The organism is Natrinema ejinorense (assembly GCF_002494345.1).
Classification (GTDB): domain Archaea; phylum Halobacteriota; class Halobacteria; order Halobacteriales; family Natrialbaceae; genus Natrinema; species Natrinema longum.
Window position 1 is genome coordinate 836,873 of sequence record NZ_NXNI01000001.1, and the last position, 13,783, is coordinate 850,655.

General features: G+C 65.5%; 12 protein-coding genes and 1 pseudogene. 10 read left to right on the plus strand and 3 right to left on the minus strand.

Going from position 1 to position 13,783, the window contains the following annotated elements:
• Positions 1-104: 104 nt before the first annotated feature.
• A complete protein-coding gene (gene purD / locus CP557_RS04290) occupies positions 105-1,397 on the minus strand; it encodes a phosphoribosylamine--glycine ligase (RefSeq protein WP_097378769.1) in 1,293 nt (430 codons plus the stop codon).
• 139 nt (positions 1,398-1,536) lie between these two features.
• On the opposite strand from purD, the gene CP557_RS04295 reads away from it, so the two are divergent.
• The 4 genes from CP557_RS04295 (at position 1,537) to CP557_RS04310 (ending at position 4,210) form a co-directional block, all read left to right on the plus strand.
• Entirely contained in the window at positions 1,537-2,364 is an 828-nt protein-coding gene (locus tag CP557_RS04295) for a hypothetical protein (RefSeq protein WP_169924335.1), read from the plus strand.
• A gap of 68 nt (positions 2,365-2,432) precedes the next feature.
• The gene (locus CP557_RS04300; RefSeq protein ID WP_097378770.1) at positions 2,433-2,774 is read left to right on the plus strand and encodes a winged helix-turn-helix domain-containing protein; all 342 of its coding nucleotides are present in this window, start codon (positions 2,433-2,435) and stop codon (positions 2,772-2,774) included.
• 2 nt (positions 2,775-2,776) lie between these two features.
• The gene (locus tag CP557_RS04305; protein ID WP_097378771.1) at positions 2,777-3,109 is read left to right on the plus strand and encodes a DUF7521 family protein; all 333 of its coding nucleotides are present in this window, start codon (positions 2,777-2,779) and stop codon (positions 3,107-3,109) included.
• Between the two features lie 96 nt (positions 3,110-3,205).
• The gene (locus CP557_RS04310) at positions 3,206-4,210 is read left to right on the plus strand and encodes a CPBP family intramembrane glutamic endopeptidase (protein ID WP_097378772.1); all 1,005 of its coding nucleotides are present in this window, start codon (positions 3,206-3,208) and stop codon (positions 4,208-4,210) included.
• Positions 4,211-4,432: 222 nt separating this feature from the next.
• Here the strand turns inward: CP557_RS04310 and CP557_RS04315 are convergent, their stop codons facing one another.
• Both CP557_RS04315 and CP557_RS04320 read right to left on the minus strand, forming a co-directional pair.
• The gene (locus CP557_RS04315) at positions 4,433-7,105 is read right to left on the minus strand and encodes a DEAD/DEAH box helicase (protein WP_097378773.1); all 2,673 of its coding nucleotides are present in this window, start codon (positions 7,103-7,105) and stop codon (positions 4,433-4,435) included.
• A gap of 3 nt (positions 7,106-7,108) precedes the next feature.
• On the minus strand, positions 7,109-8,794 hold the full coding sequence (locus CP557_RS04320; RefSeq protein ID WP_097378774.1) for a ribonuclease H-like domain-containing protein: 1,686 nt from the start codon (positions 8,792-8,794) through the stop codon (positions 7,109-7,111).
• Between the two features lie 117 nt (positions 8,795-8,911).
• Between CP557_RS04320 and CP557_RS22080 the strand changes: the two are divergent.
• The 6 genes and pseudogenes from CP557_RS22080 to CP557_RS04345 form a co-directional block, all read left to right on the plus strand.
• Positions 8,912-9,040: pseudogene (locus tag CP557_RS22080) on the plus strand (thymidylate synthase); the annotation flags it as partial.
• Positions 9,041-9,234: 194 nt separating this feature from the next.
• Complete coding sequence (locus CP557_RS04325) at positions 9,235-9,930, plus strand: hypothetical protein (RefSeq protein ID WP_143825028.1); 696 nt, start codon at positions 9,235-9,237, stop codon at positions 9,928-9,930.
• A gap of 177 nt (positions 9,931-10,107) precedes the next feature.
• Positions 10,108-11,124, plus strand: a complete 1,017-nt coding sequence (gene thyA, locus CP557_RS04330; protein ID WP_097378776.1) for a thymidylate synthase — start codon at positions 10,108-10,110, stop codon at positions 11,122-11,124.
• Complete coding sequence (locus CP557_RS04335) at positions 11,121-11,678, plus strand: dihydrofolate reductase (RefSeq protein ID WP_097378777.1); 558 nt, start codon at positions 11,121-11,123, stop codon at positions 11,676-11,678. The genes thyA and CP557_RS04335 overlap by 4 nt, the downstream gene beginning before the upstream one ends.
• A 506-nt stretch (positions 11,679-12,184) precedes the next feature.
• Positions 12,185-12,613, plus strand: a complete 429-nt coding sequence (locus CP557_RS04340; protein WP_097381526.1) for a calcium-binding protein — start codon at positions 12,185-12,187, stop codon at positions 12,611-12,613.
• Between the two features lie 636 nt (positions 12,614-13,249).
• On the plus strand, positions 13,250-13,750 hold the full coding sequence (locus tag CP557_RS04345; RefSeq protein ID WP_245852899.1) for a calcium-binding protein: 501 nt from the start codon (positions 13,250-13,252) through the stop codon (positions 13,748-13,750).
• Positions 13,751-13,783 lie beyond the last annotated feature (33 nt).

Here is a 13,783-nt window from a genome sequence, read left to right on the forward strand (position 1 = left end):
CAGACGGGTGACGCGGGAATCGTACCCCGAGTCAGCACGCCTCGCGACCAGCAGTCGCCTCCGTGAACGCCGATCTCCGCCGAGCGGTTGCAGTCTATTCGGCGTTACTCACCGCGAATCTCGGTCATGTGATCGATTCGCTTCTGGACGAGGTCGGCCTTGCCGATGTCGTGACGGATCCGAAGTCCCTCCTCGCCGGCAACTGCGAGCGCGTCTTCCGCGATCTCCTCGGCCTCGGCGATCGAGTCGGCGACGCCGACCAGCGCGAACGACCGCGAGGTGGTCGTGTAGATGCCGTCGTCCCGCTCTTCGACGCTGGCGTAGTACAGCAAGGCGTCACCCGCACTGTCCTCGTCGACCTGCACCTTCGCACCCGCCTCGGGATCGGTCGGGTACCCCTCCGGAACGGCGTACTTACAGACCGTCGCCTGCTCGGCGAACGCGAGTTCCGGCAGCGCCTCGCCGTCGCGGGCGGCGGTGAGCACGTCGAGGAAGTCGGTCTCGAGGACGGGCAGCGTATTCATCGCCTCGGGATCACCGAAGCGGGCGTTGAATTCGACGACGCGCGGGCCGGTCTCGGTCAGCATGAACTGGCCGTAGAGGATGCCGCGGTAGTCTTCGAGGGCGTCGACGGTCGCCTCGATGATCGAAACGGCCTCGTCGTAATCGCCCTCGGTCATGAACGGCAACTCGTCGGTCGCGTCGGAGTAGCTGCCCATGCCGCCCGTGTTCGGGCCCTCGTCGCCCTCGTAGGCGCGCTTGTGGTCCTGCACTGCCGGCGCGGTCCGGAACTCGCCGTTCGCGACGAACGCCTGAATCGTGAACTCCTCGCCGATCAGTCGCTCCTCTAAGACGATCCGGTCGTAGTCGGACTCGCGGATGTACGCCTTGCCCTCCTCGGCGGTGACTTGATCGCCGATGACCTTGACGCCCTTGCCGCCGGTCAGCCCGGCGGGCTTGATCGCGAGGTCGCCGTCGTAGTCGTCGATGAAGTCACAGGCCGCCGCCATGTCATCGAAGGTCTCGAAGTCCGGACAGCCAGGAACGTCGTTTTCCCGCATGAAGCGGCGCTGGAACGCCTTGTCCGTCTCGATGCGGGCGTCTGCCGCTTTGGGGCCGAACGCGTAGACGCCAGCGGCCTCGAGTGCGTCCGCGACGCCGGCTTCGAGCGGGGCTTCGGGGCCGATGACGGCGATCGTCGCGTCGACGTCCTCGGCGTAGTCGACGACTGCCTCGGGGTCGGTCGTCTCGAGCGACTCGAATCCGGCGGCGAGACGGGCGATACCGGGATTCTTGTTGCCGGCACAGGCGTACAGGTCGGCTTCGCTGTCCTCGAGCGCACGGGCGATGGCGTGTTCGCGGCCACCGCCGCCGATCAGGAGCACGGTCTCTCGCATGGTCGATAGCGGAACGCACGAACCTGTAAGCGTTGCTCTTTCCTCGAGCCGAAAGTATGCACGATCATGGCGATACGACCGAGCGCATCCCGCTCGAATCGAGAGAAAATATATACCGCCTGGTTGTAACATTCCGTTCATGAACCGCCGCCCGTTGCTTCAGGCCCTCGCCACCGGTGGTGCCCTCCTCTCGGCCGGCTGTACCGAGTCGCTTCCGCTCACCGGGACGCGGTTGGAGACCGACGACGTGTTCGGGGAGTACTGGTACGAAGAGACGGATCTCCTCGTCCAGTTCCGCGACGATGTCGACGTAGAGCAGGCGATCCTCGTCGATTCCTCGACCGACGAGGAATTCGATCGCGTCGAGGGACCGGTCGGAACCGTTCGCTTCCCCGTGCTCTTCCCGAATCGCCTCGAGACGGCCCTCTCCAGTTATCCGGGGCTTCGCGTCCGAGCCGAGACGCCCGACGGGACGGCACACCTCTCCGTCTGGGAGGTGATCCACGGCGTGACGAGTGCCGTCGAACCGCTCCCGGACGGTCGCGCCAGGTTCACGCTCGAGAATCAGGGTGATGCGCCGCTTCTCGCGCGCTTCGTCGCGATCTACGGCGACGTTCCGAACCCGACGGTCGATCCGCAGGCCGACTCGTTCGACCCGTCGACGTTCGATCCGGGGCCGGGCATCATCGGTATCGAGGAGAATCGTCCGCTCTCACCCTCGAGAACCGATCTCGTCGTCCCGCCGGGCGAGACGAAACCGTTCGAAACGACCTACGCACCGTTCGCGTTCCCCGACGGTGTCGACGCGGCCGACTGTGCCGGGGACGAGCGAACCGGCAGAATCGCCGTCGTTCCCGGTTCCGGCGGCAGCATGGCCTACGACTTCACGTATCGCCTCGAAGGCGAGCCGGCCAACGTCGAGGGACGAGCGGCGGCCTGTCCCGATCCGGTCGTCGACTCGAACTGACGCACACGCGGCTTCAGATCCTGAAGCTGCGGGTTTTACCTTACGGCATCCGAAACGGAGTGCCACGTATGGGCGAGGACTGCGACGTCGAAACTATCGGGAGCGTTCTGGAAGACGCCGTCGCCCGGTCGATCCTCGTTCACGCCCGCACGGAATCGCTGTCGGCGAGCGCGCTCGCCGAACGGTGCGACGTCTCGACGGTGACGATCTACCGACGACTCGAGACGCTTCGCGAACACGACCTCGTCGTGGAATCGACGGTTCCCGAGCGTGACGGCAACCACTACAAGGCGTACCGGACGAACGTCCGTCGCCTGACGGTCTCTCTCACCGAGGAGGGGTTCGGACTGGAGATCGAACGCAAGGACACGCCTGCCGACCGGCTCACCAGCCTCATAGAGGAGATGTAACTATGATTCCGACCACCGACCCGTCGTTCGAAGCGATCGTACAGGGGAGCCTAATGCTCGTCTTGACCATCCTCGGCCTCGCCATCGTCGTCGTCGCGTTTCAGGGCTATCGACGGAACCAGAGCCGTCCCATGCTGTTTCTCGCGGTCGGATTCGCCGCAATAATCGTCCCCGAACTCGCGATGACGGTCATCACGAGGTTCATCGAGGTCTCCCAGTTCAGGGCGATAACCGTGTATCAGGTGACGAACGTCTTCGCGTTCCTCTGTATCCTCCGCGCGATCACGATGGAACCCGATCGCTCACGAGCCGGTGACGGTCGTCACGACTACTGACGAACGCACACAGCGACGCACTCGATCGGTGGGCACGGACTCTACTTCTGAAGCCGCGGTGGACGGTATTTGGAACCCGACCCGGTAGTCGGATCCATGGCCGAATCAACAGTCGACGGCAACCCCGACCGATCCGTCGGCGACAGACTCCTGTACGACTCGAGCGGAAGCCGACTGCGTGCGACGTGGCGGGTACTCGTCCCGGTCGTCGTCGCCGTCACGCTCTACGTCGTCGGTCAGTTGCTGCTCAGACGCGTCGGTACCGGCGTGTTCGAGCCGATCGCAGACGGGATGTCGGCGGTGGCCAGCACCGCAGTGCTACTCGTCGCGCTGTCGGTGGTGATCACCCTCTCGGGAGCAGCGGCGCTGCTCGTCGCGTCACGGCTCGATCGGCGTCCCCTCTCGAGGTACGGCTTCGACGGTTCCCGACGGTGGCTCGGGGACTTCGCTGCGGGTATCCTCATCGGCGTCGCTGCCAGCGTGGGGGCGGTCGGCTACCAGGTCGCTCGAGGAGACGCCACCCTTACTACGGCGGTGACGGGCGTCGGCACCGACTCCGCGTTCGTGGGCGGGATCGTCCTGTTGGTGATACTCGTGTTCTTCCTCGCTAACAACGCGTTCGAGGAGATCGTCTTCCGGGCCATCCTCATCGAGAACGCGGCCGACGGGCTCCGTTCCAGATCGATGGCCGAGCCGACGGCCGTCCTCGGTGCGGTCGCCGTCAGCCTCCCCGTATTCGGTGCACTCCACCTGCTCGGCGGCGGTTTCGCGGCCGTCGTCACGAGCGCCATCGGCGGCATCCTGTTCGCGGCGGCCTACGTCCTCACGGGCCAGCTGGCGTTGCCGATCGGCGTCCACTTCGGCGGCGTCGCCGTCCTCAGCGTTCACCAGCAACCCGTTTCCGCCGATCCGGAACTGACGCTGCCATCGCTCGTCGTCGCCGAACCGACCGGCGACCCGTCGCTCCTCGCGGGTGTCGAGTTCTGGATCGTCAGATTACTCCTCGGCGTCGCGCTGATCTCCCTCTGGGTGTACGCGACGGACGGCGAGATTTCGATCGCCCAGCGAGTGCGTTCCGCCACTGCTGACTCGGAGCGGTGACGCTCGAGCCGTCAGAAGAATTAGCACAGCTGTCCCGCTATTTGGGCTGGCCGTACGCGTACCCCTCCCGGAGACCGCCGAGACGAATCGTAGCTGGCGGTACGGCGTCGGGGCGAGTATCGCGGCGTCGCTGCCGATCGGGGTCATCCGTTCGTTCGGGGACTGTTCGGGGGATGGGAACTGCGGGGCGCATCCTCGCCGTAACGCGGTCGAACGGATTCGTCAGGCGTAAAACAGCGGCGGTCGCCGATCGCCCCCGTACTCCTCGTCGGGGAGGTGGGGCTCGAGCGCCCCCTCGTCCGCGTCGCCCAGCAACTGATCCAGCACGTCCACGGCCGCGTCGCGGTGCAGCGGCTGGTTGTCGTTCCCACACTGGTCGTCCATCACGCAGGCCGGACAGCCGTCGACGTTCCCGCAGTCGCAGTCCGCGATCAGTTCTCGAGCGCGCTCGGCGACGGCCTCGTAGTTCTCGTAGATCGCCCGCGCGAAGCCCAGTCCGCCCTCGATGCCGTCGTAGATGAACCAGCCGCTGGCGGGGGTGCGATCGAGACCGTTCGCGATCTCCCGTACCGTGGCCTCGGCGGCGGCGATGTTTCGCGGCGCGCCGTCGCCCCCACTGCCCGCGGTTCCGAACTGGGAGCTCGCGTCCGCATCCGTGTCTGCCTCCCGATCGAGATGCGAGTCGATCGTCAGGGTCGCGAGGCCGCCGAGGTCGCGCTTGTCGACCATCAACTCGAGGGGCGCGACGCCGATCGTCGCGTGCTCGGCGGCGTGGAGCCCGCCCGCGTAGCCCAGATGGGCCGTCCCCGCCAGCCCGTCCTCGAGTTCGGGCACCTCGAAGCTCCGGTATTTCTCTATCAGCGCAGCCTCGACGCGCTGGGGCACCTCGAGCCAGCACAGTTGCGTTTCCATCTCGAGTGGCGGGTTCTCGGTTGGGATCCCCTGCTCCGTGCGCTTGCCGCCGTGAACCGCGACCTTGTCGTAGCTGCCGTGATACACGAGTACTCGACCGCGGCCGAAGCGCAGCGTGAACTCGCCGATGTCGCGGGACTCCTCCGAGACGGCGTCCAGCACCGTCACGTCGGTGCGCGTTCGCGTGTAGTAGTCGACGTCCGTCGGCCGGACGGTCACGGAGGGCCGGGGCGCGTCGTGGTCGACGCCCGTCACCTCGTATTGCTGGCCCTGATGCAGCCGGACCGCGCCCTCGTGGAAGTCCCGCAGCACTCGTTCTTTCGCGAGCGGCTCCATGCCCGGGTCGTGGCGCTCGTCGACGCCGTCGGCGAGTTCGACCTCGTACTCCTGGCCCGTCGTCGCGTACAGCGAAATCGTCCGTTGGGGTCGCGGCGGCCCCACGTAGGAGACGCCGGTCTCGAGGGACCCCCGTAACTGGCCCGCGCGCCGCCACATTTCGACGGCCCGCTCGAGACGCTCGCGGTCGGCGAAGGTCCCTCCGTCGGCGTCGTCGATCGCGAGTTCGTCGGCCGCACAGCGCAGGTGCTGGGCGAACACCGCGTCGTTGTTCACGTCGACGACGGCGTCCTCGACGTCGGCCTCGAGCAGGTAGTCGGGATTCGAGACGACGTACTGGTCGAGCGTTCGGTGTTCGGCGACCAGCACCGACAGGGCCCGCTTCGTCCCGCGACCCGCGCGGCCGATCTGCTGCCAGAACGACTGGCGCTGCCCCGGGTAGCCCAGTTGCACTGTCGCGTCCATCTCGCCGACGTTGATCCCCAACTCGAGGGCGTTGGTCGAGGCGACGCCGTCGAGCACGCCGGTCTTGAGCTGGTGTTCGGTCCCGTGGCGTTTCTTCCGCGAGTGACCCGCGTGGTAGGGTTCGATGGCGCTCCCTCGGTCGGGGGTCGTGTAGTAGCGGCGGTTGTCGTGGCGGTGTTTCGACGCCCGCTTGACCGAGAGTTCGGCGAGTTTCCTCGAGGGAGTAAAGAGCAGCGTCTGGGCGTCGTGGTAGGTGAGATGCGAGAGCATCCGCGGGGCCTCGACGGTGGCGGGGACGCGCTCGACGATGGCATCTTCGGCCGCGTCGGCCGTCCCCTCCTGTGCCGGCTCGCCGTCGTCCTCGCGAGCCCGTGGCGGCGGGTTCCAGAGCACCAGATCCCGCGGCCCCGTGGGAGAGCCGTCCTCGTCGACGACCGTCACGGATTCGTCGATCAGCGCCGCTGAGTGCGCTGCGGGGTTGCCGATCGTCGCGCTCGTGAGAACGAACTGCGGGTCGGCGTCGTAGTAGCTGAGGACCCGCTTCAGCCGGCGAACGATCCACGCGACGTGCATTCCGTGGACGCCCGTGTAGGTGTGGGACTCGTCGATCACGACGAGGTCGCAGGCCGAGAGGAACCGCGCCCAGCGGTCGTGATCGTGGAGGTACGTGTTCACGCCCGCGAAGTTCGAGATGATGACGTCGGCCTCCTCGCGGATCCGCTTGCGATTGCGCCCGCGCTCGGTGTCGCCGTCGTAGACCCGGACCGTGATCTCGAGTCCCAACTCGTCGAAGAGGTCGTTCAGCTCCCGCTCCTGATCCCGTGAGAGGGCCTTCGTCGGGTAGAGAACGTACGCCGTAGCGTCCTCGTTTCGAGCGCGGGCCGCGAGATAGTTTCTGGCGATCTGAAGGGCGTAGATCCGGGTCTTCCCCGACGACGTGCTCGTCGCGACGCAGACGTTCTCCTCGCGGGCCAGCGCCTCGAGGGCCGCGGCCTGATGCGAGTAGAGGGCGTTCTCGAGCGACGCGGCCAGTTCGGGACGGAGAACGCGCTCGTTGGGTACCGTCGACGCCTCGCGGCCGGGCCGCTCGAGGACGGTGATGTCGTCGTCGGCTCGGTAGCCGGGGAAGGTGTCGACCAGTTCGTCGCCGGTGACCGGCACGGCCGCGTGTTCGCTACTCATGTGTTAGAAATCGCTCAGTCCGGTCTGCTCGCTGTCGGTGCCGTCGCCCGCGTCCCGTCGGGTCGCCGTTCGTCTCGTCGCCTCGGGTCCAGCCCGCTCGGAGCCCAACCCGCTCGTGCTCGAGGGAGCGACCGACGACGAGCCGCTCGAATCGGGCCGACGCGAGGCCGAGCCGCGCTCGGGCGACGACGCCGACGCCGTCGGTTCCGCCAGCAGTCGCTCGTAGACGTGCCAGAGCGCCCGGCAGTCGTCCTCGCAGTAGGCCTCGTGGCGGTCCCACTCGAGTTCGGTTCCCGTCCGCATGAACCGCTGGTAGGCCGCCGCTGTCGCCGCGCCGTCGAGTCCCGTGGCCGCGTCCTCGTAGCCCAGCGCAGCCGCGACGGCCTCGAGTTGGTTCGTCCGGCCGGGCAGCAGGGCGTTTTCGTTCCCCACGGCCCAGAGGTAGAGGTCGAGTTTCGGGATCGATTCCCACTCGTCGGTGTAGTAGGGGAGGTGTTTGGCGATGAAGGCCCCGAGATGGCGATAGTCGAACCGCCAGCCGTTCCACGTGAGCAGGGCCCGATTCGGGTGCATGCCCAGCAGCCAGTCGCAGAACGCCTCGAGCACCGACGCCGGGTCCGTCGGATCGTCCGTCTCGACGAACGCGCGATAGGTGTCCGTGGCGGGGTCGTAGACCCCGACCTGCCAGATGATCGTCGGCGAGAGGCCGTCGGTTTCGATATCGAGACACAGCGGCGGCTGCGACCAGTTCTCACCCGGGAGCGACTCGTCGGTCACTCGTCTCGGCTCGCCGGTCTCGAGGACCGTCGCGTGCCGGTGGATCCGCCGCGCGCGGTCGCGACCGATGCCGGGGAGATCGGCCAGCGTTTCGAGGGGGGTCTCGAGGAGGTCGGCCCGCGTCGTCACGCCGCGATCGGCGAGCCGTCCGGCCGTCTTCGGGCCGATTCCGGCGACGGCCTCGAGGCCGAAGTCGGTCACCGCGTGGGTGTCGACCCCGTCGATCCCGTCGGCGGTGACGGTCACCGTCGCGATCGACTGGCGGTTCCCGTAGCCCTCGACGGGGCCGACACCCCGGAGGCGAACGGCGACGCAGTCTCCCTCGACGGGATCGGTATCGTCGAGGTCGCTGTGGCCGATGACGTCGTGGTCGACCGCGCGGACCTCGCCGCTCGGTGATTCGAGGAGCCACAGTTCGTCGTAGCCGGCCGGTTCGCTCCCCGTCAGAACGGTCGTCACCTGGCCGGTCGGCAGCGCCGTCGCGAGCGTCGCTGCCCCCTCGAGGGTCGTTTCGAGCGCCGTCGGTCGAACGGCCGTCGCGACGTCGTCACAGACGATCGCGGCGACGCGCGAGTCGGCGATCGGCCGGTCGCTCGAGCGCGCCTCCGACGATGCCCGAAGCGATTCGAGCCCCTGTGCGACGGCGATCTCGATGGCGTCGGAACCGCCGTCGGCACGGATTCGTTCTCGATGCGGGGCCGGCCCGCTGCCGGTCTCGAGGGGCGGGTGAAACGCCGGCGCGTCGAACGACCGTCGAGCCCTGGCGAAGGCCTGTGGCTCGCGCTCCGGACCGAGCACCCAGACGGCGTCCGGTTCGAGGGTCGCCTCGAGATCCGCGAGCGTCGCGGCGGGGCGGTCGGTGATCGCGGACGGCGGGAGGGCGAGCAGGCAGACGCCGTCTCGGGCAGTCATCGCTCGTCGGAACGGCCGCACCGATAAAGACGGTTTGGATACCGAAGTGAAAGTGAAACGACCCGAACCGACCGGAACGGAAACCGGATCGCCCGGATCGACTCGAGCGGGACGCTACTGCAACGGGACCGCGAACTCGTCGACGCGGTGCTCCGCGAGGGAACGCACGACCTCAACTGGACCGGCGTCGATACGATTTCGTCGTTCAGCGAGCGCTACGAGGTCGACTTGCAGGAGCGGCATCCGCCGTTCCCGATCAACGGGGGTGACAGCGACCGCTAGATAGCGTGTGTCAGCACGGCCAGTATCGATCGCGTTTCGCTACTATTAATCGAGATTCGATACTATCGATCTAGCCTATCCGGGTATCATACCGAGTCGGTACAGTAGATGTTTTTCTTTGACCACGATGTAAGTACAGGCGTCTGCTATCGTTCCCTGTGAGACGACGTCAACTCCTCGCTGGCGGCGGCCCGTTCGTACTCGGTACAGTGTCCGGCTGTGTCGGCAGGTTCCAGCCCGCCAACACGCGGCGTGAGGCAGATCGCGTACACTTCACGGAAATAGCGGGCGACTACGTCGTTTCGATCCAAAACGAACTGACCGAATCAGTGGATGCGTCGGTCGCAGTGACTGCTGCCAACGGGGCGACGGAGGAAGAAACCGTCTCGGTCGAACCAGGAGGCGAGACGCCGGTCAGGGGCTTGTTCACGACGGGGCCGGAACCGTACACCGTGTCGGTGTCGACCGACGAAACGGCGACGGAACGGACGCTGCGGCCGACCGAGTCACCGTACGACGAGTTTGCGTACACGATTTCGTCGGACGGGATCAGCTTCCAGAAGGGATACAGACCGACATCCGATATCGTGATCTCGAACGATAGTGACGAGCGCGTCGACGTCCGAGTAACTATCAGCGATTCTGCGGACAGCGCTACTGTCTACGATATCATCACTCTCCCGCCGGACGACCTCGTGGCCTTCCGAGATGTCTTCGCGGCCGGGAACGAGTACGACGCCACCGTCCGGGCCAACGGGATGACGAAATCGACGACACTCCTGAATTCAGACACGAACAGTCTCTGGATCGACGTCGAGCGTCACGATCTCCGCCTCTCCGTCTCGGAACGGTGAGTGTCTCTCCTCGGAACGAGCCTGGATCGTGTCTGGAACTCCGCGACTGGCTGCTTTCGCTCCCCTCGAGGGGGTCGAAACGTTCGAGAACGACGAGACAGTCGTCGATCCTGTTCCCGGCCTGATGGCTTCCGGATCGTGCGTTATTATGGTTGTTCGGTCGCTACAGTACGGGCAATGCGACAGTATCTCGATCTCGTCGACGCAGTGCTCCGCGAGGGCACGTACAAGCCCAACCGGACCGGCGTCGACACGATTTCGTCGTTCAGCGAGCACTACGAGGTCGACCTCCAGGAGGGGTATCCGCTCCTCACGACCAAGGAGATGGACGGCTACCGCTGGAACTCGATGCTGCATGAAGTCTGCTGGTATCTCTCCGGCGAGGAACACATCCGTGACCTCCGGGAGGAGACCAAAATCTGGGACGCCTGGGCCGACGAGGAGGGGCGGCTCGACACCGCCTACGGCCGCTTCTGGCGACGGTTCCCGGTTCCGGACGAGGACGCGCAACTCGAGGGCGAATCCTGGCCCGACGAGAGCCAGCAGTGGGTCACCGAGGAAGCCGACGGTCGGAAGACGTTCGATCAACTGCGGTACGTCATCGACACGCTCTCCGACTCGCCCAACTCGCGGCGGCTCGTCGTCAACGCCTGGCATCCCGCCAACGCGGCCGTCTCGACGCTCCCACCCTGTCACTACTCTTTTGTCTTCAACGTCCAGGGCGATCGGCTGAACTGCCATCTCACGCAGCGCTCGGGCGACACCGCGCTCGGCATCCCGTTCAACATCGCGGCCTACGCGCTTCTGACGAAAGTGATCGCCCAGCAGACCGGCTTCGAGCCCGGCACCTTCGCTCACACCGTCGTCGACACGCACGTCTACTGTGGCCGCGGCGAGCGCGGCGAGTGGTACGCCGACAACCTCGAGGCGCTCCAGTCGAGGCTGGCCGACGCCGACGAGCGGGAGGACTATCTGGATATCAAAGCGTGGCTCGAGTCCGAAGCCCCGGCCGAGGCCGCAGGTGACGACCGGCTCGATCACGTCCCCGGCCTGCTCGAGCAACTGTCGCGAGCGCCCCTCGAGCGACCGACCCTCGAGGTCGCGGACGTCTCGATCGACGAGTTGGCCTACGAGGACGTCGAGCTTCGGGGCTACGAGTCCCACGACGGCATCGAGTTCTCGGTGGCCGAATGAGCGAGGATCGGACCGTACCGGGGGACGCGACGCCCGCGTTCGAGACCGAGCGCGAACTCGTCGGTATCGTGGCCGTCGCGGACAACGGCGTCATCGGACGCGACGGCGACATGCCCTGGCACATCCCCGCCGACCTTCAGCACTTCAAGGAGACGACGATGGACCACCCCGTCATCATGGGACGAGTGACCTACGAGGGGATCCTCGAGACGCTGGGCGAACCGCTCCCCGGCCGGACGACGGTCGTGCTGACGAGTCGGGACCTCGAGACGGCCGAGGGTGCTGTGGTCGCCCACGGGCTCGAGGAGGCCGTCGACCGAGCCGACCGGGCAGCGCGGGAGCGCCACGACGATGCGGATCGGATCTTCGTCGCGGGCGGAGCGACCGTCTACGACCAGTTCCTGCCCGCGCTCGATCGGGTGATCGTGACGGAGGTCCACGACGACCTCGAGGGCGATACGTACTTCCCGGATTGGAACCGGGAATCGTTTCGTGAGACGACTCGGGACGAGCGCGACGGGTTCGCGTTCGTGGAGTTCGTTCGGCGAAACTGAACGGGCGTGGGGGCTGCCCGTCGACGGTTTCGCTCGTCGTCTCCGCCAGGCGACGCGGTCGATCGATTCGCCGTGGAACTGCGGATATGGGTCTCAGACGGACCCCTGTCGGTCGGTGCCGGCCCAGCCGCGACCCGTCGGGGGAGGCCGGGACACAGTGACAGCAGCCGGTCACAGGTCGGCACAAGAGTATCCCATCTGCCTCTCACAGGATCATCCTCGGAGTTATGTTCTACTTGTCTCCACACAATACGCCGTTTGACGGGTGAAGCTCCCGATATTCGAACTGATAGCGCAATACGACGGTGGAGCATCCCGACGGTCATATCCGGCCGTCGGTGGCTATCGCTCACCAGGGAGTGAGAGCTCGAAACGCCGACACAGCACGCCTCCGACTCCCCGTTCTCCGAATATGGCTCTTCTTTGACGATGAAACGATCGGACTCACTTATAGAAAGTTAGCTCGAGAACCATCTGTCCCACAGCCAGGGATGCAGGTGAGATACATGACTGGAGATACCGACGAGCGGTTCGATGACTCGAGACACTCGTTCACAAAAACAGAGGCTCTCGCCACGGCGGGACTCGCCCTCGGCGCGAGCGCGACGGCGGGGACCGCTGTCGCACAGGACGACGAGCAGGTCGTCGTGTACGAAGACGACTACCGGCCGAATGTCGATTTCGATGTCGTCTCGGAGATAGAGGGCGAAATGAAAGTAAATCTGATCGAGGCTTCCGGGTCGGCCGATGACGTATTCGACGATCCGGATGACTGGGACGTGTTCGTCATCAACTACGACATGGACACGGATGCCCCGACGTGGGGGCTCCTGTTCACCGAGGAAGTCGACCTCGACGTCGGCGACAGCGAGTCGATGGGCGAGGACGGTGTCTTCCGGAACTCCCGACTGAACCTCGTCGAAGTCGGACTGTGATTCCACACTGATTCGGATCGAGGGTTTTTCTAGGTGCTGCCCCCCCACCTGTTTCGCGATCGACTCTCCCCACACAGCACGCCGACCCCCCACGCGTTGCCGGCTGTCCGTGCTCGAGAACTCCAGTCCCAGAGCTGTTCGAGGCGAGGAGAATCACTGAACGTGACCGGTCCCCCGTGATGGATTTTGCGGGGACAGTCCGAGGAAATCGTTTGTTTTGGTGTATGAACAGTTCCAAGCACCACCGCTACGACCGCAAGAGCGCCTTGTAGAACGGTTACGACGGTGGAATCGTATATCGACGTATGCGACCCGCCGCAGTCGAAATGGATCACTCTCGACTTCGGCCGGTTAGTAACGGTAACAGACAGCAGCGTCTCCGATGAGATCCGTTTCGCTCGATAAACAACTATTGCTGATAGCTAGTTCCCGTTGCTCTCTGAAACAGCGAGATACGGGAGTATAGGCACGGAGGAGTCAGATCTCGAGATATTAGTTCGTCTTAGACGGTGAAACAATGGCGTTGACTTATGCGAAAATTGGGTCAAGGGTCGTCTGCCCCCGAAGGAGGGGACTCAAGTGAGAGACATGACAGAAGACAATACTGGACTATTCGACGACTCGAGACGCTCGTTCATGAAGAAAGGAGCGCTCGCGACGGCGGGACTCGCCCTCGGCGCAGGCGCGACAGGAACTGCTGCCGCCCAGGAAGACGGCACGGTGCTCGTGTACAGCGACGACTACATGCCCGGCGTCGACTTCGAGGTCGTCTCGGCGCTGAACACCTCGACGAAAGAGGATCTGCTCGAGGCTTCCGGGTCGGCGGACGACGTGTTCGACGATCCGGACGACTGGGAGGCGTACGTCATTAGCTACGACCTCGGCGTGGACGCCCCGACGTGGGGCTTCCTGTTCACGGAGGACCTCAGCCTCAGTTCCGGTGACAGCGGAACGATGGGCGAAGACGGAGAGTTCCGCGAATCTCCGATTGGCCTGGTCGAGGTTACTCCCGGTGCGACCGCTAACGGCAACGGCAACGGAGAGGAAGAAGATACCGAAGAAGAAAACGGCGGCAACGGTGCCGGTGCGAACGGCGGCGGCGGTGGTGGCGGCAACACCACCGACGGCGGCAACTGACGCACCGAGCATCCAACCGACGTGACGACGGTG